The following is a 22,610-nucleotide window of genomic DNA, read 5'->3' on the forward strand; positions in this document are numbered from 1 at the left end:
TCGCCTCAGAGTCTACGGTCGCACGAGGGTGTCGCTGTCTGGGACGGGCGCAGCCTCCGCTACCCGCGGCGCACCGCCGCGACGGCCTCGATCTCCACGAGCTGGTCCGGGTACCCGAGTGCTGCCACGCCGATCAGCGTGCTCGGCACGTCGTGGTCGCCGAAGGCGGCGTGCACGACGTCCCAGGCCGCGACGAGGTCCCGCCGGTCCGAGGAGGCCACCAGCACTCGCGTCGAGGCGACATCGGCGAGCGCGGCACCGGCGGCATCCAATGCGACCAGCATCGTCTCGAGGCACCGTCGCGCCTGCCCCGCGACGTCGCCGACCGCGACCGTCGAGCCGTCGTCGGCCAGCGGGCACGCTCCGGCGAGGAAGATCAGCTCGGCGCCCGCCTCGACCCGCGACGCGTAGGCGTAGGGCGCCGCGGCGAGCCCGTCGGAGCGCACCAGACGCACGGCGCTCATCGGTGACGGAACTCCGGCGCCCGTTTCTCGCGGAAGGCGGCCATGCCCTCCTTCTGATCCGCGGTGTCGAACAGGCCGGCGAACGCCTGCCGCTCGAAGCGCAGCCCCTCGGCGAGCGTGGACTCCACGGCGACGTCGAGCGCCGCGGTCGCCGCGTAGAGCGCCGGCAACGGCTTCGACGCGATCGCCTCGGCCGTGCGCTGGGCGTCGTCCAGCAGCTCCGCGGCGGGCACGACGCGCGAGACCAGCCCGGCGCGCTCCGCCTCGTCCGCCGTCATCTGCCGCCCGGTGAGCACGAGCTCCGCCGCCTTGAACGAGCCGACCGCGCGCACCAGCCGCTGCGTCCCGCCGAGCCCCGGGATCACGCCGAGCCCGATCTCGGGCTGCCCGAATCGCGCCGAATCCGCCGCAAGGATGATGTCGCACATCATCGCGAGCTCGCACCCACCGCCCAGCGCGTAGCCCGCCACCGCCGCGATCGTCGGCGTCCGCACCGCGGCGAACCGCGACCACGCGCCGAAATGGTTCGCGAGCAGCATCTCGCTGCCGCTGAGGGCCTCCATCTCCTTGATGTCCGCCCCCGCCGCGAACGCCCGCTCGCTCCCCGTCACGACGATGGCGCCGATCCCGGCATCGGCATCGAAGGCCTCCGCGGCAGCCACGACGTCGTGCATGACCTGCGCGTTCAGCGCGTTCAGCGCCTCCGGCCGGTTGAGGGTGATCCACCCCACGCGCCCCCGCGTCTCGGTGAGGATGGTTGCGTAATCCGTCATGCCCTCATGCTCGCAGACGGATGCCGGGGTCAGGCGTCCCAGCGCCGCAGCAGCGCGGCAAGCGCCTGGCCTCCGCCGATGCACATCGTCACGATCGCGAACTCGCCGCCGGTGCGCTGCAGCGTCAGCGCCGCACGGACGGTCAGGATCGTGCCGGTGGCGCCGACCGGATGACCGAGCGCGATCGCCCCGCCGTAAGGGTTCGTCTTCTCCGGGTCGAGGCCCGCGTCGCGCATGACCGCGATCACCTGCGACGCGAACGCCTCGTTGAGCTCGACCGTCGACACATCCGCGGGCGTGAGACCGGTCTGCGCGAAGAGCTTGTGCAGGGCGATCGTCGGCGCGTACCCCATGATGGCGGGGTCCAGAGCCGCCGTCGTGACCGCCTCGATCGTCGCCAGCGCGGGCAGCCCCTCGGCGCGAACGTCGGATTCCCGCATCAGTACGGTCGCGGCCGCACCGTCGTTGATTCCCGAGGCGTTCCCCGCCGTCACGGTCCCGTCGGGAGTGAAGGCGGGCCGCAGGCCACCGAGTGCCTCGAGGGTCGTGTCGGGACGCGGGTGCTCGTCGAGCGTCACGTCGACGGGCCGCCGATCGGTGGTCGTCGTGACGGCGATCTCTTCGGCGAACGCCGCGCGGGCGGCATCCGTCGACGCCCGTCGCTGCGACTCGAGCGCGTAGGCGTCCTGCTCGGCGCGCGTCACGCCGAACCGCTCGGCGACGGTCTCGGCCGTCGTCCCCATGTGCCGCCCGCTGAACGGATCGGTGAGCATCGCGAGCGTCCCGTCGAGCAGCTGCCGGTGCCCGAGCGTCGCGCCCGAGCGGGCGTCCATGTCGTAGAACGGCATGCGCGTCATGTTCTCTGCGCCGCCCGCCACCGCGACATCGATGCCGCCCCATCGGAGCTCCTGCGCGGCCGACCAGATCGACTGCAATCCCGACCCGCACAGGCGGTTCACGGTGAACGCGGGGGTGTCATCGGCGAGGCCTGCGGCGAGAGCGATGCGGCGGGCGATGTACGCGTCGCCGGCGACCTGGCCGATCGTCCCGATGACGACTTCGCCGACCCGCGCGGTATCGACCGACGACCGTTCGAGCGCCGCCGACACCGCCTGCGCGCCGAGCTCGTGAGCCGGCGTGCCGCGGAACGCTCCGTCGAACCGGCCGACGGGCGTGCGCGCACCGGCGACGATGGCGATGCGCTCGGCGGAGGTCATCCCGCGGCCTCCTCCGGCCGCTCCAGCGCCTCGACCTCGGCGGCATCCGGAACGTAGCCCTCGATGTGCCGCTCGTCCTCGCCGCCGTACGCAGAGAGGGGCCGGATCAGGGCATTGGATGCCTGCTGCTCCATGATGTGCGCCGTCCACCCGGTGATGCGCGCGGCGATGAACAGCGGCGTGAACGTCAGCGTGTCGAAGCCCATCAGGCTGTACGCCGGACCCGACGGGTAGTCCAGGTTCGGGTAGATGCCCTTGCGGGAGACGAACTCCGTCTCGAGCGTCTCGTACAACTCGGCGACGTCGGGCCGGTCGTAGTGCGCGACGAGGGTGTCGAGGGCCGCCTTCATGGTCGGCACGCGCGAGTCACCGCGCTTGTAGACGCGGTGCCCGAAGCCCATGATCTTGCGTTTCGCAGCGAGGGCCTCATCGAGCCACGGGACGACGGCGTCGGCCGAGCCGATCTCGTCGAAGATGTGCATGACGGCCTCGTTCGCGCCACCGTGGAGCGGTCCCTTCAGCGCGCCGATCGCGCCGACGACCGATGAGTAGAGGTCGCTCAGCGTCGACGCGATCACGCGAGCGGTGAACGTCGACGCGTTGAACGAGTGCTCGCCGTAGAGGACCATCGAGCGGTTGAACGCATCGACGACGGCCTCATCGGGTTCCTCGCCGAAGGTCATCCAGAGGAAGTTCGCGGCGTAGCCGAGGTCCTCACGCGGCTCGACGATCTGCTCGCCTCGGCGACGGCGCTGACCGTACGCGACGACGGCGGGGAGGATCGCGAACAGCCTGATGCTCCGGTCCAGGTTCTCCGCCGGGGTGCCCGCGGCATCCAAGACGTTCGCGATGCCCGCGGTCTCGAACGCGCCCACCAGACTCACGACCGTCCGCGCCTCGTCCATCGGGTGCGCCGAGGTCGGCATCGCGTCGATGAAGGAGCGGATGTCGTCAGGCAGCGCACGGTTCGCGCGCTCGACCGCCTGCAGCTCGGCGAGCTGGTCGGCCGTGGGAAGTTCGCCGTGCCACAGCAGGTGGGCGACGGCCTCGAACGGCTGCGTCGCCGCCAGCTCCTGCACGGGGTACCCGCGGTACAGCAGCGAGTTCGTGTCGGGGTTGACCTTGCTGATCGCCGTCGTGTCGGCGTAGACGCCGGCGAGGCCCTTCTTGATGTCGGGGTCGGTCATGCTCGCTCCTGTTCCTCGACCGTCATCGGTCGATCCGGAAGGTGAAGACGTTCGTGTCGAAGTGGTTGTAGGACTCGTAGTCGATGAGGTCGTACAGGTCGGCGCGGTGCTGCATCTCGCCGAGGCGGGACGTGAGGTGCCCCTCGTCGATCAGCGTATCGAGCGCGCGCTCGGCCGCGCCCATGGCGATCCTCAGGAGCGATACCGGCCAGATCACGATGTTCACCCCGACGTCCCGCAGTTGGTCGACGGTGAACAGATCGCTCTTCCCGAACTCGGTCATGTTCGCGAGGATCGGCACGTCCACCGCCGCCCGCACCGCGGCGAACTCTTCGAGCGTCCGCATCGCCTCGGGGAAGATCGCATCGGCCCCGGCGTCGACCAGTTTGCGCGCACGGTCGGTCGCGGCATCCAGTCCCTCGACGGCTCGGATGTCGGTGCGCGCCATCACGAGGAAGTTCGGATCGCGACGTGCGTCGACCGCGGCGCGGATCCGCTTGAGTGCCGTGTCCTCGTCGACGACCGCCTTGCCGTCGAGGTGGCCGCAGCGCTTCGGGTTCACCTGGTCCTCGATGTGGGCGCCTGCGATGCCGGCGTCCTCGAGGGTCTGGATCGTCCGCGCCACGTTCATGGGCTCGCCGAAGCCCGTGTCTGCGTCGATGATCGCGGGGAGCTCCGTCGTGCGCGCGATCTGCTGGCCGCGGGCGGCGATCTCGGTCAGCGTCGTCAGCCCGATGTCGGGGAGCCCGAGGTCGGCGGACAGGACGGCGCCCGAGATGTAGACGCCCTCGAAGCCCTTGCGCTCGACGAGCCGGGCCGACAGCGGGTTGAATGCGCCGGGGAAGCGCAGCAGCTCCCCCGTCGCGAGCCGCTCGCGGAACAGACGGCGCTTCTCATGCGCCGGGGTCTGCGCATACAGCATCAGCGCGCCTCCCTTTCGCCTGCGGCGCGTTCCGTATTCAGTCCTGACGTATGGCCGCCGTCGACACGCGCCCCTGAACCGCGCCGTGGGAGACCGCCTCCGCGCCGCACGTCCGACCGCAGAGACTGAATACCGAACGCCCGCCCCATCAGCCCAGTCATCAGAACAGCCCCCTCGGGCCCGGCGCCGCCTCGAGCACGCCCGGCGCGGCGACGATGTCGAGCTGCCGCACCTCATCCGCCGTCAGCTCTGGCAGTCGCTCCGCGAGCGCGAGGAAGCGTTCGATCTCGGCGGGCTCGAGCACGGGCTCGGCGAGCAGTCGGAACTTGCGGACGTAGTCCGCGCGCGCGAACGGGCGGGCGCCGAGGGGGTGCGCGTCGGCGACGGCGATCTCGTCGACGACGGTCGTGCCGTCCGTCAGCGTGATCTCCACGCGACCGCCGAACGCCTTCTCGTCGGGGTCCTCGGAGTGGTAGCGCCGCGTCCACTCGGCATCCTCGGCGGTCGTCACCTTGTGCCACAGCTCGACGGTGTCGGGCCGACCGGCGCGCTCGGGCGTGTACGAATCGACGTGGTGCCAGCCGCCGTCCTGCAGTGCGACCGCGAAGATGTACGGAATCGAGTGGTCGAGAGTCTCGCGGGATGCCGTGGGGTCGTATTTCTGCGGATCCCCGGCACCCGAGCCGATCACGTAGTGCGTGTGGTGGCTCGTGTGCAGGACGACCGACGCGACGTTCGCCGGGTCGCGCAGCTCGGGCCGCTCGGTGCCGAGCTTGCGGGCCAGGTCGATCCACGCCTGCGCCTGGTACTCGGCCGAGTGCTCCTTCGTGTACGTGTCGAGGATGCCGCGCTTCGGCTCGCCGGCTGCGGGCAGCGGCACGTCGTACGCGGCGTCCTTGCCGTCGAGGAGCCAGGCGATCACGCCGTCCTCCCCCTCGTAGATGGGGGACGGCGAGGTCTCGCCGCGCATCGCCCGGTCGACCGCCTCGACGGCCATCTTCCCGGCGAAGGCGGGGGCGTGCGCCTTCCACGTCGAGATCTCGCCCTTGCGCGACTGACGCGTCGCGGTGGTGGTGTGAAGCGCCTGGCCGACGGCCTGGTAGATCGTGTCCACATCGAGCCCGAGCAGGGTACCGATACCGGCAGCCGCAGACGGGCCGAGGTGCGCGACGTGGTCGATCTTGTGCTTGTGCAAGCTGATGGCCCGGACGAGGTCGACCTGGATCTCGTAGCCGGTCGCGAGTCCGCGGACGAGCGCGGCGCCGTCGGCGCCGATGTGCTGAGCGACGGCGAGGATGGCAGGAATGTTGTCGCCCGGGTGCGAGTACTCCGCCGCGAGGAAGGTGTCGTGGTAGTCGAGTTCGCGGACGGCGACACCGTTCGCCCATGCGGCCCACTCGGGGCTCGTACGCGTCTCGTTCGGCACGCCGAACACCGTCCCGCCGGAGCCGTTCGCCGACACCGGGTGCGAGAGGGCCTGCGAGCGCGCCGCGCTGACGGGACGACGGGTGAGGGATGCGGCGGCCACCGCCGCGTTGTCGATGATGCGGTTGACGATCATGTCGACGACGTCGTCCTCGACGGCGACCGGATCGACGGCGACCTGCGCGATCTTGTAGGCGAGCTGGTCCTCGCGGGGCAGCGGCTCGTCGCTGCGGTAGACGCGGACGTGATGGGTGACGGTCATGTCGTTTCCTCCGGTGTGTCGGATAGGGAGTCGAGGATCGAGGTCAGGGCGTTGTGCAGGTGCACGTGCGTCGCGTGCGCCGCGAGGTCGACGTCGCCGCCGGCGATGGCACGCGCGATGAGGCGGTGCTCCGCAACGGATGCCGCAAGCCGCCCGGGATTGTCGCGGGCGAGGCGACGGACGCGTACGAGGTGAGTACGGACGGTGCGCAGCGCCGACGTCAGATAGTCGTTGTCGACGGCGGCGTCGAGCTCTGCATCGAAGCGGGCGATGAGCGCGTAGTACGCGTCGGCATCGGATGCCGGTCCGCCCGATGTCTGCGTCGCCGCGAAATCCGTCGCCAGCGCATCGAAGACGGAGCGGTCTTCCGCCTGGGCCGCGAGCCGAGCGGCGGTCTCTTCGAGGGCGCGGCGCACGGCGAACAGGGCCTGGATGTCGGATGCGTCGATCCGAGTGACGACGGTCACGCGCGGCGAGGCCTGCTCGACGAGCCCGTCGGCCGCGAGGCGGCGGAGCGCCTCGCGGAGCGGCGTCCGGCTCACGCCGAGTCGTGCCGCCTGCTCGACCTCGGCCAGCACGGACCCCGGAGGAAGCGCCCCGTCCTGGATCTCGCGCAACAGCGTCTCGTACGCGCGTATGCCGGCGTACCGCGCGGGAGCATCGGTCATGCCCTCAGTGTATGCACAAGACGCTTCGAAGCGGGCGAAAAGGAGCAGGGGGCGAGATTATGTATACACAGGCGTTGCGCCGACATCCCACGACGCGATCGCGGTGAGGACGGCCCCCAGGCTGCGATCGGCGGCACCCGGATCCACCCTCGCCACCGCGAGCGCGGCGATCACCAGCGACGCGCAGACCTCTGAGAGTGCGGCGCGCGAGGTTGAGGGGATCTCCGGCCGCGCGGAATCCACACCCGCGGCGATCGCGGCGCGGAGCTCATCGGTGTACGCCGTGACGAGCGTACGCACGTCGGGGTCGTCGTCGACGACGGGCGCGCATGCGGCGTTCAGCAGCAGGCACCCTGCCTGCGCCCGCGGGGTGCCGCTCGCGATCGCGGCCCGCATCTCGGCGATGTAAAGCTCGAGGGCCTCGGGGCCGGCATCCGGCTGCTGCAGGCGCCCGATGCGGGAGCGCACGACCTCGTCCAGGTACCGCGCGACGACCGCCTCGAAGAGGCCCTTCTTGCTGCCGAACGCGTGGTAGATGCTCGAGCGCTTGAGGCCGGTCGCCTCTTCGAGTTCCGCGACACCGGTCTCGGCGTAACCGCGCGCCCAGAAGACGTCGCGCGCGGCGCGGATGACGTCGTCACGGTCGAATGCGCTGGTGCGGCCCATGGTGGATCCTCTCGGTCACTCGTAGTATATTGTACCGATCGTTACACAATGACGCTTGGAGAAAGCATGCGCGCAGTCACCCACCCCGTTTTCGGCGAACCGGCCGACGTTCTCGAGACCACCGAGACCCCCGACCCGACGCCCGGCGCCGGTGAGGTCCGCGTCCGCCTCCTCGCCTCCCCCATCCACAACCACGACCTGTGGACCATCCGCGGCACCTACGGCTTCAAGCCGGAACTGCCCGCCCGCGCCGGCACCGAGGCCGTCGGAGTCATCGAGGAGCTCGGCGAGGGCGTCGAGAACCTCCAGGTCGGGCAGCGCGTCGCCACCGGTGGCACCTTCGGCGTGTGGGCCGAGCAGTTCGTCGCCCGCGCAGCAGGCCTCATCCCCGTCCCCGAGGGCCTTCCCGACGAGCAGGCGGCGCAGCTGGTCTCCATGCCCTTCAGCGCCATCAGCCTCATCGACTTCCTCGACCTGAAGCCCGGCGACTGGATCGTCCAGAACGCCGCCAACGGCGCCGTCGGCCGCATGGTCGCCCAGATGGGTCGCGCCCGCGGCCTGAACGTCGTCGGCCTCGTGCGCCGCAGCGCCGCCGTCGCCGAGCTCGCCGAGCAGGGCATCGACCGCATCGTCGCCGTCGACACCGACGACTGGCGCGACAAGGTCGCTGAGATCACCGGCGGCGCCTCGGTCATCGCCGGCGTCGACTCCGTGGGCGGCGAGTCGAGCGGCCACGTCCTCTCGCTCCTCGGCGAGAACGCGACCCTCGTCGTCTTCGGTGCGATGGACGCCCCGGTCATGGAGCTCGCCTCGGGCCCGGTCATCTTCCGCCACATCACGATCAAGGGCTTCTGGGGCAGCAAGGTGAGCACCGAGATGGATGCCGCCAAGCGCGGCCAGCTGTTCGGTGAACTCGCTCAGCACCTCTCGTCCGGCGTCCTGACCCTGCCGGTGTCGGCGACCTTCCCGCTCGAGCAGGCGCGCGACGCCGCTCGAGCGAGCCTGACCGCCGGCCGCGTCGGCAAGGTCCTCCTCCGCCCGTAAGCGACGGGCATCGACGGAGGGGTGGTGGCGCTCAGCGCTCCCACCCCTCCGTCGCGCCTCCCGAGAGCCGCTTTCCAGCCTGAACTTCGATGCATCCCCGACGAAACCCGCGAATCGTTGCGGCGGCATTGTCGAGGTGCGAATCTGGCTTCGACGGTTTCGGGCGACGTCAGGGGGATGTGATGAGCACTTCGGGAGACTACGCAGTTGTCGCGTCGAGGCGGCGGGGCTCCGCCAGTCGTTTCGTGGTTGCTGGACTCGCCGTGGCGCTGCTGATCTTCGCGGCTTTGTCGACGGTGTGGGGATCGCCAGCCACGACGATTCGCTACGCGAGCTTCGCAACGATGATCGCGGCTCTGGCCTCCGGTGTCGTCGCTATCCGGCGCGGTCCCACCGGAACGAGGGCCGCCAGCGCGGTCGTCGCCGTGGTGGCGCTCATGCTGGGGTCCACCTTCTTCGGCCTGACGTACTCGTAGTCCCTCGGGCTCGAAAGCGGCAGCCGCATCTCCCGCAAGAGCCCGCAGAGTCCAGTGGGCATCGGGCGGGCCGGCTGCGCGGGTACCGTGGAGCGGTGACCGAAACCTCCCGCTATGTCGTGGCCACCGACGGCGCCTGCAAAGGCAATCCCGGACCGACGGGCTGGGCCTGGGTCGGCGAGGACGGCCACTGGGCGGCCGGCTCCGTCATCCAGGGCACGAACAACGTCGGCGAGCTGCTGGGACTCCTGAAGGCGATCGAGGATCACGCGGGCGTCCGCGAACTCGTCGTGCAGGCCGATTCGAAGTATGCGATCGACACGTACGAGAAGTGGATGGACGGTCACCGCCGCCGCGGGTGGAAGACGTCGACCGGTGCGCCGACGAAGAACGTCGATCTGCTCGAGCAGCTGATCGTGGCGCGCGACGCTCGTCGGGCTGCGGGTCTTCCCGACGTCGTGCTCGAGCACGTACGCGGACACCGCGGTCACGTCCTCAACGAATGGGCCGATGAGCGCGCCGTGCGCGGAGCCGAACACGCGGCATCCGGCAAGGAATCGGCATGGTCGTCGCTCGGCGGCAAGCACGAGAAGCTCGACGTGACCGAGGCACCCAAGAAGAAGCGCTGATTCAGGTCGCCCGAGCCACCAGCTCCGCAAGCCGGTCCAGCACCGCCCGCTGCCCCTTCACGACGCGTTCGCGAGCCCGGGCCAGCGGCATCCATTCGGCGCGGTCGACCTCGGGGAAGGATGCGGTCTTCCCGGATCGCGGCGGCCACTCCATCTCGAACTCCCCGAACGTGAACTCGTTCGCGTCGAAGCCCGCGCCGTCGGCGACGAACACCGTCACCCGCTTGCCCGACGAATACGCGAACGTGCCGAGCTCGGCGTAGTCGACCTCGGGCGGCACGATGCCGAGCTCTTCTCGGAACTCCCGCTTCGCGGCATCCAGGGCATCCTCGCCGTCCTCGAGCTCGCCCTTGGGGATCGACCAGGCGCCCTGGTCCTTGTTCGCCCAGTAGGGCCCGCCCATGTGAGCGACGAACGCCGACACCCCGCCCCGACCGTCGAGACGGTAGAGCAGAATGCCGGCGCTGTGCGTGGCCACGGACGGGCGACGCTCGTCAGATCAGACGGGACTTCGGCGAGACGGAGTACGTCTCCTCGGGGTCGGTGACCGCGACCGGCGCGAGCGCCTCATTGATCGCGGCGTACGTGTCGTCGTCGAGCTCGATGCCCGACGCCTTCACGGTGTCCTCGAGCTGCTCCGGACGTGACGCGCCGATGATCGCCGCAGCGATGTTCGGGTTGTGCAGCACCCACGCGAGGGCGAGCTGCGGCATCGTGATGCCCGCACCTTCGGCGATCGGCTGCAGCTTCTGCACGGCGGTGAGGGTCTCGTCCTTCATGAAGCGCTTGATCATGTCGGATCCACCCTTCTCGTCCGTCGCGCGCGACCCCTCGGGAAGCGGCTGACCCGGCTTGTACTTGCCGGTCAGAACACCCTGCGCGAGCGGCGACCAGACGATCTGCGAGATGCCGAGCTCCTCCGAGGTCGGGACGACCTTGCCCTCGATGACCCGCCACAGCGCGGAGTACTGCGGCTGGTTCGAGATGAGCTGGAAGCCCAGCTCCTTCGAGAGCGCGTGTCCGGCGCGGAGCTGCTCTGCGGTCCACTCGCTGACGCCGATGTAGAGGGCCTTGCCCTGGCGGACGATGTCGGCGAACGCCTGCATCGTCTCTTCGAGCGGGGTCTCGTAGTCGTAGCGGTGCGCCTGGTAGAGGTCGACGTAGTCGGTGTTCAGCCGCTTGAGCGAGCCGTCGATGCCCTCGAGCAGGTGCTTGCGGGACAGACCGTGGTCGTTCGGCCCCTTGGGACCGGTCGGCCAGTAGACCTTCGTGAAGATCTCGAGGGATTCGCGACGCTGGCCCTTCAGCGCCTCGGCGAGGACGGACTCGGCCGCGGTGTTCGCGTACGCATCGGCGGTGTCGAACGAGCTGATGCCGAGGTCGAGGGCCTTGTGGACCGTCGCGATCGCGGCGTCGTTCTCGACCTGGGACCCATGGGTGAGCCAGTTGCCGTAAGTGAGTTCGGTGATCTTGAGGCCGCTGTTGCCCAGGAATCGATAGTTGACCATGCGTTCGACGCTACTCCCGCCGCCGTTCGGATCTCGGAGGCCTTGACACGGTCACGCCGACAGCGGAATGCGGGAGACCCGTTGGCGGGTTCGAGAAGGTAAGGCTTACCTTGCTACGATCGATCATCGACGTCCCCGGCCCCCGACGAGAGACCATCGATGCCCTTCCCCCGCCGCTTCGCCCTGGTGGCAACACTGACCGCCGCCGCCCTCGCTCTGTCCGGGTGCGGTGCCTCGGAAGTCGTGACGCAGAAAGCCGTCGCGTCCGGCGAGGAATCGACCCGGTACCCGCTCACCATCGAGAACTGCGGTCGCTCCGTCGAGATCGACGAGGCCCCGCAGCGGGTGGTCTCGCTCGATCAGAACTCGACCGAGATCCTCCTCTCCCTCGGCCTCGCCGACCGTATCGTCGGCACCGCGTCGTGGACGGACCCTGTGCTCCCTTCGCTCGCCGAGGCGAATGTGAAGGTCCCCCGGCTGGCAGACAACGCCCCGACCTACGAGGTCGTGCTCGGCGCGGATCCCGACTTCGTGACCGCCTCGTTCGGTCGCCACTACGCCGAGGGCGGTGTCGTCACCCGCGACCGGCTCGACGAGACCGGGATCGGGTCCTACCTCTCCCCCACCGACTGCTCCGACGATCGGAGCGTCAACGGGGGCGGTACCCGAACCACACCGCTCACGATCGACGACCTGTACCGGGAGATCCGCGAACTCTCCCAGATCTTCGACGTCCCCTCCCGCGGGGACGCGCTCATCGCGTCGCTGAAGAAGCGCGCCGCAGCCGCCGTGGAGGGTGTCGATTTCGGCGGGGAGAAGGTTCTCTTCTGGTTCGCCGACACCCGCACTCCGTACGTCGCCGGAGGACGCGGCGCCCCGGCGATCCTCGCACGCGAGACCGGCATGGTCGGGGCCTTCCCCGATCAGACGGATGACTGGCCCGCCACCTCGTGGGAGGCGATCGTCGAGGCCGACCCCGACGTCATCGTCCTCGGCGACCTGCAGCGCGACCGCTTCCCCGGCGATCGCCTGAAGGACAAGATCGCCTTCCTCGAAAGCGACCCCGTCACTCGCTCGCTCGATGCAGTGAAGAACGAGCGTTTCATCGCGCTGCACGGCGCCGAGATGAACCCGTCGATCCGCTTCGTCGACGGTCTCGAGAAGATCCGCACGTGGTGGGACGAGAACGAGGCGGGGCGCTGATCGTCACCGCGGCACTGCCCCGGCGTCGGGCCCGCCGCATCCCGCTGGTCGTCGTCGCCACCGCGCTGTCGGTGGGCCTCGTCGTCCTGACGATCGCCGTCGCGCTGACGCTGGGACCGGCGAACGTCTCGCTCGTCAACGTCCGCGACGTCGTGACGAACCACCTCGGTCTGACCGACATCCCCGTGCGCGTCGCCGCCGACGCGATCGTCTGGCAGGAGCGCCTCCCTCGGGCGCTGGTCGCCGCCGCGAGCGGTGCCGGGCTCGGCCTCTGCGGCGTCATCCTGCAGTCGCTCCTGCGCAACCCTCTGGCGGATCCGTTCGTCCTCGGTGTCTCATCCGGCGCCTCGACCGGCGCGGTGCTGTTCGGCGTCTTCGGGATCGGTGGCGGCGTGCTGACACTCTCGGGCGGCGCGTTTCTCGGCGCCCTGGTCGCGTTCGGGCTCGTCCTGGTCATCTCGCGCTTCACCGGCGGCGGCACCGCGTCGTTCATCCTCGCCGGCATCGCTGCGACGCAGTTCTTCTCCGCGCTCACCTCGCTCGCGGTCTTCGCCTTCGCCGATTCCGACGAAACGCGCGGCGTGATGTTCTGGCTCCTCGGCTCGCTCGAGGGCGTCCGCTGGGACGACGTCATCCTCTGCGCCGCCGTCGTCCTGGTCGGCGCGGTCGTCGCCTTCGCGTCGGTGCGCCCGCTCGACGCCTTCGCGTTCGGGGACGAGGTCGCGGCATCCCTCGGCATCCACGTCGCCCGCACCCGGATGCTGCTGCTCGTCCTGACCGCCCTGATCGCCGCGACCCTCGTCAGCGTCGCCGGTGCGATCGGCTTCGTCGGACTCGTCCTGCCGCACGCCGCGCGCCTGCTGGTCGGCTCGCGTCACGCCCGTGTGATCCCCGTGACGATCGGGCTCGGCATGATCTTCATGATCGCGGTGGATGCCGCGTCCCGGGTCGCGTTCGCTCCGACACCGCTCCCCGTGGGCGTCGGCACCGCGCTGATCGGGGTGCCGGTCTTCGTCGCCCTCCTCGTCCGGCGTCGGAGGCGCGCATGAGTCTCACTGCAGAGCACGTGTCGTGGCGCCGCGGCGGCACGCTCGTGGTCGACGACGTCTCGCTCGCGCCGACGCCGGGGTCCGTCGTGGGCCTCCTCGGACCGAACGGGTCGGGCAAGTCGTCGCTCCTGCGCCTCTTGCAGGGCATCGCGAAGCCCGACGAGGGACGCGTCCTGCTCGACGGTTCCGACATCCGGCACCGCGGACGTCGCGAGGTGGCGCGGAGCGTCGCCGCCGTGACCCAGCACGCGACGACGGAGGTCGATCTGACCGTCCGCGACGTCGTGCGTCTGGGTCGCACTCCCCATGCCTCGCTCTGGGGTCCGGACCGGGTCCGTGACGACGAGGTCGTCGACGCCGCCCTCGCACAGGCGGGGCTGACGACGAAGGCGGACGATCGCTGGCACACGCTCTCGGGCGGTGAGCAGCAGCGTGCGCAGATCGCCCGCGCCCTCGCGCAGGAGCCGCGTGAGCTGCTCCTCGACGAGCCGACGAACCACCTCGACATCCGCCATCAGCTCGAGCTGCTGGGCCTCGTGCGCAGCCTGCCCGTCACCGTCGTCGTCGCCCTGCACGATCTCAACCTCGCGGCGATGTTCTGCGACGAGGTACTCGTCATGGCCGCCGGCCGCGCGGTCACGGCCGGTCCACCCGCCGAGGTGCTCACGGACGGCCTCATCGAGGAGGTCTACGGCGTCCGCTGCCGCGTCACGGTCGACGGGGGACGTCCGACGATCGCCTTCGCTCCGCCCGCGTGAGGCGGATCAGACCGGTGCGGCTGGCCTGACCGGGGTCAGACCGATGCGGCAGCGACTTGGTCGTCCTCGGTGGCGACGAGCTGACCGCACGCACCGTCGATCTCCTTGCCACGGGTGTCGCGGAGGGTCGTCGGGATGCCGGCCTCGTTGAGGCGGCGCACGAACTCGTTCTGCACGTCGACGTCCGACGACGTCCAGATCGACCCGGGCGTCGGGTTCAGCGGGATGGGGTTCACGTGCACCCAGCCGCGGCCGCGCTGGTTGAGCTTCTCGGCGAGCAGGTCGGCGCGCCACGCGTGGTCGTTCATGTCCTTGATGAGCGCGTACTCGATCGAGACCCGACGGCCGGTCTTCTCGAAGTACTCGCGCGCGGCGTCGAGGGCCTCGTCGACCTTCCAGCGGGAGTTGACCGGGATCAGCTCGTCGCGCAGGTGATCGTCGGGCGCATGCAGCGACAGCGCGAACGTGACCGGGATGTCCTCGTTGCTCAGTTTGCGGATGGCGGGAACGAGACCGACGGTCGAGACCGTGATGCCGCGGGCACTCATGCCGAGCCCGTGCTTCTTGTCGACCATCGTGCGGACGGCCTGCATGACGCGCGCGTAGTTGGCGAGGGGCTCACCCATGCCCATGAAGACGATGTTCGTGACGCGTTCATCCTTGTGGCCGACCTTGCGGGGATCGCCCAGCCCGCCGTCGGCGATCAGCCGGTTGGCGCGGACGACCTGGTCGACGATCTCCGCCGCCGACATGTTGCGCGTGAGCCCCGCCTGTCCGGTGGCGCAGAACGGGCAGTTCATGCCGCAACCGGCCTGACTCGACACGCAGAGCGTGATGCGGCCGGTGTAGCGCATGAGCACCGACTCGACGAGAGCGCCGTCGTGCAGACGCCACAGGAACTTGATCGTGTCGCCGCCATCGGTCTCGAGCCGGCGCACCTCGGTCATGAGGTTCGGCAGCAGGCCGCCGACGAGCTCGTCGCGATTCGCCGCCGGCAGATCCGTCATGTGAGCGGGGTTCGACGTGTAGTGCTGGAAGTAGTGCTTCTCGAGCTGCCCGGCGCGGAACCCCGGCATCCCGAGCTCTTTCAGCTTCTCGACGCGCGCATTGTAATCGAGGTCGGCGAGGTGCACCGGCGGCTTGCCGCGCTTGGGGCTCGCGAACTGCAGGAGCGGGCGACCCTCGGCATCCTTCGCCTGCGTCCACCCTTCGGTCGCGGGCCGCACCTGCTTGGGCGTCGTCGTACGCACGGCGGACATGCCCTCAGGGCGCGCGGAAGTGGACTCGGTCATGCCCTCCAGGCTACCGGCGACGGGCTGGACGGATGCCGGGCGCCTGCGAGCCGCGCGGCGAGCGCCGCGATGTCGGCGGGCGTCGTGCGGCAGCACCCGCCGATGAGGCGGGCACCGGCATCCACCCACGCCTCCGCCTCGGCGAAGGCGGCTCCCGCCTCACCGCGCCAGGATCGGGATGCCGCGTCCCACGTCTCGCCGCTGTTCGGGTACACGACGGCGGCGACACCGGCGGGCACGGCCGCGAGGACGGCGGGGATGAACTCGGGCGGACAGCAGTTCGCGCCGACCGCGACGACGTTCGGCGCTGAGGCCGCCGTGGCGAGCGCGGCTGCGAGGCCGTCGCCCTCGAACGCCGTGCTCGCCGCGGACAGCGAGATCCATGCGGGCACCTCGATCCCCTCGAGCGCGAGGGCGATCGCCTCGGCCTCGGCGGGCGAGGCGATGGTCTCGATCGCGAGCAGATCGGGGCCGGCGGCGGCGAGCACATCGATGCGGCGACGATGCCACCGCGCGAGGTCGGCGACCGGCACCCCGTAGTCGCCCCTGTACTCGCTGCCATCGGCACGGACCGCACCGAACGGACCGACGGATGCCGCGACCCACGCCCGCCCGTCCGCCGCCTCGCGGGCGAGTCCGACCGATGCCGCCAGCAGCCGGTCCACGACGGCCGCGTCGTGGCCGGCCGCACCGAGGTTGTCGTAGCCGAGCTGGTACGAGGCCGTGGTGACGATCTCCGCACCGGCAGCGGAGAACTCGGCGTGCACGTCGCGAACGTCGTCCGGCGCATCGATGAGGACACCTGCCGACCACAGGTCGCCGGAGAGGTCGTGCCCGCGGGCCTCGAGCATCGTGCCGAGTCCGCCGTCCAGGACGAGAGGACGGTCGGCGATCGCGGAGCGAACATCGGGCATGCGGTCACTTTAGGCTCGCCGGCCCCGCTCTCCCCCGCCGCATTACGCTGAATGATGTGACGACTCCCCGCATCCGCCCGATCTCCGTGGACGACGCCGGCGAGGTGCTCACCCTGCAGCGCGCCGCCTTCGTGCAGGAGGCGCTCATCTACGACGCGGTCGACATGCCGCCGCTCACGCAGACCCTCGACGAGGTCCGCGGCGAGCTCGACGAGAACCTCGGCTGCGTCGCCCTCGACGGCGAGCGCATGGTGGGCTGCGTACGCGCCCGTGTCGACGGCGACCTGCTGCTCATCGGCCGGATCGCGATCGCCCCCGACCAGCAGGGATCGGGTCTCGGCACGAGCCTGCTCACCGCCGTCGAGGAGCGGGGTCGCGAGGCAGGCGCGACGACGGCCGAACTGTTCACCGGGTCGCTCAGCGAGGCGAACATCCGTCTTTACGAGCGCGAGGGCTACATCGAGAGCGAGCGCGTCCCGGGCGACGACGGCACCGAGCAGGTCTTCCTGCGCAAGCCGCTCTGAACCAGCCGTCCCCCTCCGTCCGAGAGAATGGGGGCATGACGCGCATCGCTTTCCTGGACGTGGACGGAACCATCCTCGAGCACGGGACGGCCATCGCCGACTCGACGATCACCGCGATCCGGAAAGCGCGCGAGAACGGCCACCTCGTCTATCTCTGCACGGGGCGCGCCGCCGGCGACATCCACGAGAAGGTCCGCGAGATCGGGTACGACGGCGCGATCACGAACGGCGGCGCCTACGCGGTGCGCGGGGACGAGCTGCTGTTCGCCGAGCCGATGCCCCGCGAGGACACCGACCGGCTGATCTCGTACTTCGAGGATCAGGACATCGACTTCTTCCTGCAGTCCGACGAGGCGGTCTACGCGAGCGAGGGCGTCGGCGCCATGCTCGACGAGTACTTCGCCGAGCGCCGCAAGCGCCACCTCGAAGACGCTCGTCGGCTCGGGCAGCCCGACGCCGTCGAGCCGAAGCCGATCGTCACCTACCGCCCCATCAGCGAGGCCGACCTCGACGCCATCGCGAAGACCACCTTCATCAGCAAGCGCTCCGACAGCGTCGACAAGGCGCAGGCGGACCTGGGCGACAGGTTCCACGTCATCCCCGGCAGCATCCCGCTCCCCGGTGGATCCAACGGCGAGATCGGCCTGCGCGGCACCAACAAGGGGTCGGCGATCCTCCGGGTGCTCGACATCCTGGGGCTCGATGCCGCAGACGCGATCGGTATCGGTGACAGCTGGAACGATGCCGAGATGTTCGACGTCGTCGGCTCGCCCGTCGCGATGGGCAACGCCGACCCCGCCCTCAAGGAGCGCGCCGGCACCGTCACGACCGACGTGCTCGACGACGGCGTGTGGAACGCCTTCGTGAAGCTCGGCCTCGTCTGACGCGGGGCGCGTGCGGGTGCGCGGTGTCGGGTGCAATGGATCGGGCGCGACACCCCGGCATCCGCTCGTGATCAACGGCGTGTCGGCTCGGATCTATTGCATCGGCGAACAGGGCAGATGCCGGGACGTGGCGCGTTGAGACTCCTGCATCGGCGAACGGCTCAGTCGAGGAAGATGTCGGGGAACAGCTCGCGGTCGGGTGTTCCGGGCGTCGCGGCGTACCGCGAGAAGTCGGTGACACCGGCATCCCGAAGCACGTCCTCGACGATGAGCGTCTGCCCGGTGTACTCCCGGGCGGGCGTGCAGAGTACCTCGTAGGCAGCGTCGGCGTAGACCTCCGGGGTGCGGCTGACCTTCATCATCCGGTCGCCGCCGAGGGCGAACTGCACGGCGGCTGTCGCGATCGTCGTCTGCGGCCAGAGGGTGTTCGCGGCGACGCCGTCTTTCGCGAACTCCGCCGCCATGCCGAGGGTCGCCATCGTCATGCCGTACTTGGCGAGCGTGTACCCGGTGTGCGCGCCGAGCCACTTCGGCGACAGGTTGAGCGGCGGCGAGAGCGAGAGGATGTGGGGGTTCTCGGCATCCTTCAGGATCGGCAGCGCCGCCCGCGAGAGCATGAACGTGCCGCGCACGTTGACGTCCTGCATCAGGTCGTACTTCTTGGCTGCCAGTTCGAGTGAACCCGACAGGTCGATGACCGACGCGTTGTTGACGACGATGTCGATGGCTCCGAACTCGCCCTGCGTCTTCATGACGGCCTCGGTGATATCGCCGTCGTCGCGGACGTCGCCCACGATCGGCAACGCCCGACCCCCGGCCTCTCGGATCTGCTCGGCTGCCGAGTGGACGGTGCCCTCGAGCTTGGGATGCGGGGTGTCGGTCTTCGCGAGCAGCGCGATGTTCGCGCCGTCGCGCGCGGCGCGAAGGGCGATCGCGAGGCCGATGCCGCGGCTGCCGCCCGACATGAGGATGGTCTTTCCGGCGAGGGTCATGGGTCCTCCAGGGGATCAGGATCGACGGGAGCGGGATGCCGCGGCGAACGCGGCGACGCGGGTCTTCGAGTCGTCGGTGTCGAATGCGGCGCCGATCGTGCGGGCCTCGTCGTCGAGGTTGTCGGCGAACGCGCGGTGGAAACCTGCGCGGACGAGGCGCTTCGCCTGCCCGAACGCGCCGGTCGCGCCGTCGAGCCAGGCGCGCGCGACCTGCTCGGCACGGTCGCCGGGCTCATCGATGACCTCGGCGATCAGTCCCCACTCGAGCGCTGTTCGTGCGTCGATCGTGGTGTCGGTGAGCAGCAGTTGCAGTGCGCGCCGCTGTCCGATCGCGGCGGGGAGCAGCGTCGAGACCCCGAGGTCGGGGGTCAGCCCGATGTTCGCGTACTTGCTGACGAACACCGCACGCGCCGACGCGACGATGTAGTCGGCGGTCAGCATCAGTCCGAGTCCGCCGCCGGCGACGGCGCCCTGCACCGAGGCGACCATGGGGATCGACGACCCGACGAAGGTCCGGATGCCGTCGTGGATCACTCCGGCCATCTCGGTGATCGTGTCGCCGCTGCCACCCGAGGTCGCCATCTGCACGACGTCTCCACCCGCGCAGAACGCGGGGCCCGCGGCATCCAGCACGATCGCCCCCACCGTGTCGTCACTCGTGAGCTCGTGCGCGAGGTCGCGCCAGCGCGTCCCCATCTCGAAGTCCATCGCGTTCAGCGATGCGGGACGGTTGAAGGTCAGCCGGGCGAGCGCACCGTCGCGCTGCAGCAGGATCGTGTCGCTCATCGGGTCTCCACTCACTTCGGGGCCATGCGGATCGAGCCGTCGAGGCGGATCGTCTCACCGTTGAGGTAGCCGTTCTCGACGATGTGCTGGACGAGGGCGGCGTACTCGTCGGGCTTGCCGAGCCGCGCCGGGTACGGCACCTGCTGGCCGAGCGACTCCTGCGCCGCCTCGGGGAGCCCGGCGAGCATCGGCGTCTCCATGATGCCCGGCGCGATCGTGCAGACGCGGATGCCGGAGCGCGCCAGCTCGCGCGCGATCGGCAGGGTCATCGCGTGAACGCCGCCCTTGCTGGCCGAGTAGGCGGGCTGGCCGATCTGGCCGTCGAAGGCCGCGACCGACGCCGTGTTCACGATGACGCCGCGATCTCCGGATGCCGTGGGCTGCGTCGCGGCCATCGCCGACGCGGCGTGCGCGATGACGGTGTACGTGCCGATGAGGTTGATGCGGATGATCCGCTCGAAGTCGGCGACGGGGTTCGGTGACCCGTCCCGCGCGAGGACCTTGGCGGGAGGGGCGATGCCGGCGCAGTTGACGGCGACCCGGAGTGGGGCGAGGGCGGATGCCGCGACCACGGCGGCCTCGACCTGGGCGGCATCCGTCACATCGGCGGCGGCGAAGGTCCCGCCGAGCTCGGCCGCGACGTCGGCTCCGGCGGACGAGGGCAGGTCGACGATCACGACGTGGGCGCCCTGCGCGGCCAAGCGGCGGGCGGTGGCGAGCCCGAGCCCGCTGGCCCCGCCGGTGACGACGGCGGATGCTCCGGCGATGTCCATGCGCTCTCCTTCGAACGGTATCGGGTTCCACGCGTAGCGCGACTGGGTGCCACGGCGGGATGCCTCCAGGCTAACCGTCCCGCGCCGCGGGCACGACACTCCGGCGCCGCGGACGGCAGGATGGAGCGATGTCCATCCCGTTGCACGACGCCCCGGTGCCACCGATCGCGCGCCGGCTCGCGCGCGGCGCCACCCTCACCCCGGTCTGGACGAACAAGCTCGGCGGCATGACGCTGCGTACCGACGACGAGCGTTTCATCAAGATCGGACCGGTCCACCTCGAGACCTCGATGGCCGACGAAGCGGAACGGCTGGCGTGGGTGGCGCCGTACCTTCGCGTGCCGTCCGTCGTCGAGCAGGGCGATGACGGCGAGACGGAGTGGCTCGTCACGAGAGCGATCGCCGGACTCTCGGCGGTGCACCCCCACTGGGTGGCGCGCCCCGAGCAGGCGGTCCGAGCGATCGGCGAGGGCCTGCGAGCCCTGCACGAGAGCCTGCCCGTGGCATCCTGCCCGTTCGACTGGACCGTGCCGTCGCGAGTGGCGAACGCCGCGGAGCGTGATGTGGTCGTGCCCGCCGAACTGCGGGAGGGACCGGCGATGGACCAGCTCGTCGTGTGCCACGGCGACGCGTGCGCGCCGAACACGTTGATCAGCGACGACGGCCGATGGAGCGGGCACGTCGACATGGGCCAGCTCGGCCTCGGTGACCGCTGGGGCGACATCGCCGTCGCGGCGATGAGCACCGGCTGGAACTACGGTCCCGGCTGGGACGGTCTGCTGCTCGAGGCGTACGGCGTCGAGCCGGACGAGGAGCGCCTCGCCTTCTATCGCGACCTGTGGAACGCGACATGAGGGCGGCGGCTAGCGCACCGCGCTGTCGAACAGCGCCGTCGCGCCCAGGTACCCCGCGACGACGAGCGCGGTGGAAACCAGCGGCACCCAGGCGAGGTCCCCGCCTGTCCGACGGGCGACGATCGCCGCCGACACGGTGACGACGACGCTCGCGACGATGACCGCGACGAAGAGCATGCCCGCGGCATCCGCCGTCGCCCAGTCGCATGCCTCCCCGCAGGCACCGCCGGCGAAGACGGTCTGGAAGAACCAGAGCACGGTGGTCGCAACGATCGCGACAACCTGGAGGACGCCGACGGCGAGGACCGCGCCCGCCCCGACGCGGCGCGGACGCGGAGGCGTGGCGTCGACGGTCATACGGCGGACGCTACCAGTCGCGGCGCGCATGACCTCCGCGCCATGATGAAGCCGTGGCTGAGCACCCGGTGATGTTCCGCGACGACGATCCCCTGCTGGCCGTCGTCCGCAGACATGCGCTCGCCTTGCCCGAGGCGCAGGAGAAGGTCAGTCACGGACGTCCGGCGTTCTTCACCACGAAGGTCTTCGTGTACTTCGGCGGGTCCGTGCGCCGCGGCCCGGGCGAGTTCGAACGCCACGACACCGCGGTGATGGTCCTGCCGGATGCCGCTGACGAACCGGCCCTGCGCCAGGACCTGCGCTTCTGGACCCCGGCGTACCTCGGACCGTCGGGGTGGCTCGGGATCGACCTCGCCGACCTTGACGAGACCGAGCTCGCTGAACTCCTCGACGCCTCGTATAGGCGGACGGCGCCTTCGCGCCTCGTTCGCCGCCTCGACGACCCGGGGGGCGCTTAGGCTCGTCCGGTGAGTGAACGGACGAGCACCGGGTTCCGCCTTCTCGAGGTCGCGTGGGACGACCCGCGCGCCAAGCTGCTCCGCGACGAGCTGGATGCCGACCTCGGCGCTCGCTACGACGGGTTCCACGGCGACGAACCGGTCGAACGCCGCACCGCACGATCTCGCGCTCTCGCGATGCATCCCGACGAGATCGTCGCGACCCTCATCGCGGTGGATGCCGACGGCACTGCCACCGGCCACGTCATCCTCCGGCGCCTCAGAGACGAGTGGGAGATCAAGCGCCTCGTCGTGACCGCCGCGGCCCGGGGCCGCGGCATCGCGCGTGCCCTCATGAGCGCCGCCCTGGACCGTGCCCGCACGGGCGGCGCCGGTCGCGTCATCCTGCAGACCGGCATCCCGCAGCCCGAATCGGTCGCCCTGTACGAGTCGCTGGGGTTCACCCGCATCCCCGTCTACGAGCCGTACGCCGAGACGATGCCGCGCTCGATCTGCTTCGCCTACGCCTTCTGATTCACTCCCGCG

The 22,610-nt window shown here is 70.3% G+C and carries 27 protein-coding genes; 11 read left to right on the top strand and 16 right to left on the bottom strand.

The genetic code is table 11. The features are described from left to right. Positions 1–59: 59 nt before the first annotated feature. From ACIQLK_RS00805 to ACIQLK_RS00840, 8 genes are all read right to left on the bottom strand, one after another. The gene (locus tag ACIQLK_RS00805; RefSeq protein ID WP_400362109.1) at positions 60–464 is read right to left on the bottom strand and encodes a RidA family protein; all 405 of its coding nucleotides are present in this window, start codon (positions 462–464) and stop codon (positions 60–62) included. Next, positions 461–1,237 (bottom strand): enoyl-CoA hydratase-related protein, encoded by a 777-nt coding sequence (locus tag ACIQLK_RS00810; RefSeq protein WP_400362110.1) that lies wholly within the window; start codon positions 1,235–1,237, stop codon positions 461–463. The genes ACIQLK_RS00805 and ACIQLK_RS00810 overlap by 4 nt, the downstream gene beginning before the upstream one ends. 29 nt (positions 1,238–1,266) lie before the next feature. Then, positions 1,267–2,454 (bottom strand): thiolase family protein, encoded by a 1,188-nt coding sequence (locus tag ACIQLK_RS00815; RefSeq protein ID WP_400362111.1) that lies wholly within the window; start codon positions 2,452–2,454, stop codon positions 1,267–1,269. Then, positions 2,451–3,641: a bifunctional 2-methylcitrate synthase/citrate synthase gene (locus ACIQLK_RS00820; protein WP_400362112.1), complete on the bottom strand. Its 1,191-nt coding sequence runs from the start codon at positions 3,639–3,641 to the stop codon at positions 2,451–2,453. Before ACIQLK_RS00820 ends, ACIQLK_RS00815 begins: the two co-directional genes overlap by 4 nt. A gap of 22 nt (positions 3,642–3,663) precedes the next feature. Beyond that, entirely contained in the window at positions 3,664–4,563 is a 900-nt protein-coding gene (prpB, locus tag ACIQLK_RS00825; protein WP_400362114.1) for a methylisocitrate lyase, read from the bottom strand. Between the two features lie 160 nt (positions 4,564–4,723). Further along, positions 4,724–6,250, bottom strand: coding sequence for an MmgE/PrpD family protein (locus ACIQLK_RS00830; protein ID WP_400362116.1), 1,527 nt, complete (start codon positions 6,248–6,250; stop codon positions 4,724–4,726). Next, entirely contained in the window at positions 6,247–6,918 is a 672-nt protein-coding gene (locus ACIQLK_RS00835; RefSeq protein WP_400362118.1) for a GntR family transcriptional regulator, read from the bottom strand. The genes ACIQLK_RS00830 and ACIQLK_RS00835 overlap by 4 nt, the downstream gene beginning before the upstream one ends. Before the next feature lie 57 nt (positions 6,919–6,975). Next, positions 6,976–7,584, bottom strand: coding sequence for a TetR/AcrR family transcriptional regulator (locus ACIQLK_RS00840; RefSeq protein ID WP_400362120.1), 609 nt, complete (start codon positions 7,582–7,584; stop codon positions 6,976–6,978). 66 nt (positions 7,585–7,650) lie between these two features. Between ACIQLK_RS00840 and ACIQLK_RS00845 the strand changes: the two genes are divergently transcribed. The 3 genes from ACIQLK_RS00845 to ACIQLK_RS00855 all read left to right on the top strand — a co-directional run bounded on the left by ACIQLK_RS00845 (position 7,651) and on the right by ACIQLK_RS00855 (position 9,733). Next, a complete protein-coding gene (locus ACIQLK_RS00845; protein WP_400362122.1) occupies positions 7,651–8,628 on the top strand; it encodes a zinc-binding dehydrogenase in 978 nt (325 codons plus the stop codon). Between the two features lie 245 nt (positions 8,629–8,873). After that, complete coding sequence (locus ACIQLK_RS00850; protein WP_400362123.1) at positions 8,874–9,104, top strand: hypothetical protein; 231 nt, start codon at positions 8,874–8,876, stop codon at positions 9,102–9,104. A gap of 95 nt (positions 9,105–9,199) precedes the next feature. Continuing rightward, the gene (locus tag ACIQLK_RS00855) at positions 9,200–9,733 is read left to right on the top strand and encodes a ribonuclease H (RefSeq protein ID WP_400362125.1); all 534 of its coding nucleotides are present in this window, start codon (positions 9,200–9,202) and stop codon (positions 9,731–9,733) included. Position 9,734: 1 nt separating this feature from the next. On the opposite strand, the gene ACIQLK_RS00860 is transcribed toward ACIQLK_RS00855, so the two are convergent. Together ACIQLK_RS00860 and ACIQLK_RS00865 are read right to left on the bottom strand one after the other, a co-directional pair. Next, the gene (locus ACIQLK_RS00860) at positions 9,735–10,211 is read right to left on the bottom strand and encodes an NUDIX domain-containing protein (RefSeq protein ID WP_400362127.1); all 477 of its coding nucleotides are present in this window, start codon (positions 10,209–10,211) and stop codon (positions 9,735–9,737) included. A gap of 16 nt (positions 10,212–10,227) precedes the next feature. Next, complete coding sequence (locus tag ACIQLK_RS00865; RefSeq protein WP_400362128.1) at positions 10,228–11,241, bottom strand: aldo/keto reductase family protein; 1,014 nt, start codon at positions 11,239–11,241, stop codon at positions 10,228–10,230. Positions 11,242–11,400: 159 nt separating this feature from the next. Here ACIQLK_RS00865 and ACIQLK_RS00870 point away from each other — a divergent pair, with 159 nt between their 5' ends. From ACIQLK_RS00870 to ACIQLK_RS00880, 3 genes are read left to right on the top strand one after another with little or no spacing between them, the layout of a single operon-like run. Next, on the top strand, positions 11,401–12,444 hold the full coding sequence (locus tag ACIQLK_RS00870) for an ABC transporter substrate-binding protein (protein ID WP_400362129.1): 1,044 nt from the start codon (positions 11,401–11,403) through the stop codon (positions 12,442–12,444). Next, entirely contained in the window at positions 12,417–13,493 is a 1,077-nt protein-coding gene (locus ACIQLK_RS00875; RefSeq protein WP_400363830.1) for a FecCD family ABC transporter permease, read from the top strand. Before ACIQLK_RS00870 ends, ACIQLK_RS00875 begins: the two co-directional genes overlap by 28 nt. Beyond that, entirely contained in the window at positions 13,490–14,251 is a 762-nt protein-coding gene (locus ACIQLK_RS00880; protein WP_400362130.1) for an ABC transporter ATP-binding protein, read from the top strand. Before ACIQLK_RS00875 ends, ACIQLK_RS00880 begins: the two co-directional genes overlap by 4 nt. 35 nt (positions 14,252–14,286) lie before the next feature. Here the strand turns inward: ACIQLK_RS00880 and rlmN are convergent, their stop codons facing one another. After that, positions 14,287–15,510, bottom strand: coding sequence for a 23S rRNA (adenine(2503)-C(2))-methyltransferase RlmN (gene rlmN / locus ACIQLK_RS00885; RefSeq protein ID WP_400363832.1), 1,224 nt, complete (start codon positions 15,508–15,510; stop codon positions 14,287–14,289). A 29-nt stretch (positions 15,511–15,539) separates the two neighbouring features. Continuing rightward, positions 15,540–16,457: a homocysteine S-methyltransferase gene (gene mmuM / locus ACIQLK_RS00890; RefSeq protein WP_400362132.1), complete on the bottom strand. Its 918-nt coding sequence runs from the start codon at positions 16,455–16,457 to the stop codon at positions 15,540–15,542. Positions 16,458–16,513: 56 nt separating this feature from the next. Here mmuM and ACIQLK_RS00895 point away from each other — a divergent pair, with 56 nt between their 5' ends. Further along, the gene (locus ACIQLK_RS00895) at positions 16,514–16,981 is read left to right on the top strand and encodes a GNAT family N-acetyltransferase (protein ID WP_400362134.1); all 468 of its coding nucleotides are present in this window, start codon (positions 16,514–16,516) and stop codon (positions 16,979–16,981) included. A gap of 35 nt (positions 16,982–17,016) precedes the next feature. After that, a complete protein-coding gene (locus ACIQLK_RS00900) occupies positions 17,017–17,865 on the top strand; it encodes a Cof-type HAD-IIB family hydrolase (RefSeq protein WP_400362135.1) in 849 nt (282 codons plus the stop codon). Positions 17,866–18,026: 161 nt separating this feature from the next. Here the strand turns inward: ACIQLK_RS00900 and ACIQLK_RS00905 are convergent, their stop codons facing one another. Genes ACIQLK_RS00905 through ACIQLK_RS00915 form a run of 3 tightly spaced genes read right to left on the bottom strand, consistent with a single transcriptional unit; the run spans position 18,027 to position 20,416 of the window. Next, positions 18,027–18,857 carry an SDR family oxidoreductase gene (locus ACIQLK_RS00905; RefSeq protein WP_400362136.1) on the bottom strand — a complete coding sequence of 277 codons (831 nt, stop codon included), beginning with the start codon at positions 18,855–18,857 and terminating at the stop codon, positions 18,027–18,029. 15 nt (positions 18,858–18,872) lie between these two features. Continuing rightward, positions 18,873–19,643, bottom strand: coding sequence for an enoyl-CoA hydratase/isomerase family protein (locus ACIQLK_RS00910; RefSeq protein WP_400362138.1), 771 nt, complete (start codon positions 19,641–19,643; stop codon positions 18,873–18,875). An 11-nt stretch (positions 19,644–19,654) separates the two neighbouring features. After that, positions 19,655–20,416, bottom strand: a complete 762-nt coding sequence (locus tag ACIQLK_RS00915; RefSeq protein WP_400362140.1) for an SDR family NAD(P)-dependent oxidoreductase — start codon at positions 20,414–20,416, stop codon at positions 19,655–19,657. 128 nt (positions 20,417–20,544) lie between these two features. Between ACIQLK_RS00915 and ACIQLK_RS00920 the strand changes: the two genes are divergently transcribed. Next, positions 20,545–21,270 carry a phosphotransferase gene (locus tag ACIQLK_RS00920; protein ID WP_400362142.1) on the top strand — a complete coding sequence of 242 codons (726 nt, stop codon included), beginning with the start codon at positions 20,545–20,547 and terminating at the stop codon, positions 21,268–21,270. 9 nt (positions 21,271–21,279) lie between these two features. Here ACIQLK_RS00920 and ACIQLK_RS00925 read toward each other — a convergent pair whose 3' ends face one another. Beyond that, complete coding sequence (locus tag ACIQLK_RS00925; RefSeq protein WP_400362144.1) at positions 21,280–21,627, bottom strand: hypothetical protein; 348 nt, start codon at positions 21,625–21,627, stop codon at positions 21,280–21,282. A 53-nt stretch (positions 21,628–21,680) separates the two neighbouring features. Between ACIQLK_RS00925 and ACIQLK_RS00930 the strand changes: the two genes are divergently transcribed. Together ACIQLK_RS00930 and ACIQLK_RS00935 are read left to right on the top strand one after the other, a co-directional pair. Continuing rightward, entirely contained in the window at positions 21,681–22,085 is a 405-nt protein-coding gene (locus tag ACIQLK_RS00930; protein WP_400362146.1) for an MmcQ/YjbR family DNA-binding protein, read from the top strand. 9 nt (positions 22,086–22,094) lie between these two features. Then, on the top strand, positions 22,095–22,598 hold the full coding sequence (locus tag ACIQLK_RS00935) for a GNAT family N-acetyltransferase (protein ID WP_400362147.1): 504 nt from the start codon (positions 22,095–22,097) through the stop codon (positions 22,596–22,598). Positions 22,599–22,610: the final 12 nt, after the last annotated feature.

The sequence above is a fragment of the Microbacterium sp. NPDC091382 genome (assembly GCF_044757025.1).
Lineage (GTDB): Bacteria > Actinomycetota > Actinomycetes > Actinomycetales > Microbacteriaceae > Microbacterium.

Coding starts and splice junctions, on each gene's coding strand:
- ACIQLK_RS00805 (WP_400362109.1), bottom strand. CDS start 464: ATGAGCGCCGTGCGTCTGGTGCGCTCCGACGGGCTCGCCGCGGCGCCC.
- ACIQLK_RS00810 (WP_400362110.1), bottom strand. CDS start 1,237: ATGACGGATTACGCAACCATCCTCACCGAGACGCGGGGGCGCGTGGGG.
- ACIQLK_RS00815 (WP_400362111.1), bottom strand. CDS start 2,454: ATGACCTCCGCCGAGCGCATCGCCATCGTCGCCGGTGCGCGCACGCCC.
- ACIQLK_RS00820 (WP_400362112.1), bottom strand. CDS start 3,641: ATGACCGACCCCGACATCAAGAAGGGCCTCGCCGGCGTCTACGCCGAC.
- prpB (WP_400362114.1), bottom strand. CDS start 4,563: ATGCTGTATGCGCAGACCCCGGCGCATGAGAAGCGCCGTCTGTTCCGC.
- ACIQLK_RS00830 (WP_400362116.1), bottom strand. CDS start 6,250: ATGACCGTCACCCATCACGTCCGCGTCTACCGCAGCGACGAGCCGCTG.
- ACIQLK_RS00835 (WP_400362118.1), bottom strand. CDS start 6,918: ATGACCGATGCTCCCGCGCGGTACGCCGGCATACGCGCGTACGAGACG.
- ACIQLK_RS00840 (WP_400362120.1), bottom strand. CDS start 7,584: ATGGGCCGCACCAGCGCATTCGACCGTGACGACGTCATCCGCGCCGCG.
- ACIQLK_RS00845 (WP_400362122.1), top strand. CDS start 7,651: ATGCGCGCAGTCACCCACCCCGTTTTCGGCGAACCGGCCGACGTTCTC.
- ACIQLK_RS00865 (WP_400362128.1), bottom strand. CDS start 11,241: ATGGTCAACTATCGATTCCTGGGCAACAGCGGCCTCAAGATCACCGAA.
- ACIQLK_RS00870 (WP_400362129.1), top strand. CDS start 11,401: ATGCCCTTCCCCCGCCGCTTCGCCCTGGTGGCAACACTGACCGCCGCC.
- ACIQLK_RS00880 (WP_400362130.1), top strand. CDS start 13,490: ATGAGTCTCACTGCAGAGCACGTGTCGTGGCGCCGCGGCGGCACGCTC.
- rlmN (WP_400363832.1), bottom strand. CDS start 15,510: ATGTCCGCCGTGCGTACGACGACGCCCAAGCAGGTGCGGCCCGCGACC.
- mmuM (WP_400362132.1), bottom strand. CDS start 16,457: ATGCCCGATGTTCGCTCCGCGATCGCCGACCGTCCTCTCGTCCTGGAC.
- ACIQLK_RS00900 (WP_400362135.1), top strand. CDS start 17,017: ATGACGCGCATCGCTTTCCTGGACGTGGACGGAACCATCCTCGAGCAC.
- ACIQLK_RS00905 (WP_400362136.1), bottom strand. CDS start 18,857: ATGACCCTCGCCGGAAAGACCATCCTCATGTCGGGCGGCAGCCGCGGC.
- ACIQLK_RS00910 (WP_400362138.1), bottom strand. CDS start 19,643: ATGAGCGACACGATCCTGCTGCAGCGCGACGGTGCGCTCGCCCGGCTG.
- ACIQLK_RS00915 (WP_400362140.1), bottom strand. CDS start 20,416: ATGGACATCGCCGGAGCATCCGCCGTCGTCACCGGCGGGGCCAGCGGG.
- ACIQLK_RS00920 (WP_400362142.1), top strand. CDS start 20,545: ATGTCCATCCCGTTGCACGACGCCCCGGTGCCACCGATCGCGCGCCGG.
- ACIQLK_RS00925 (WP_400362144.1), bottom strand. CDS start 21,627: ATGACCGTCGACGCCACGCCTCCGCGTCCGCGCCGCGTCGGGGCGGGC.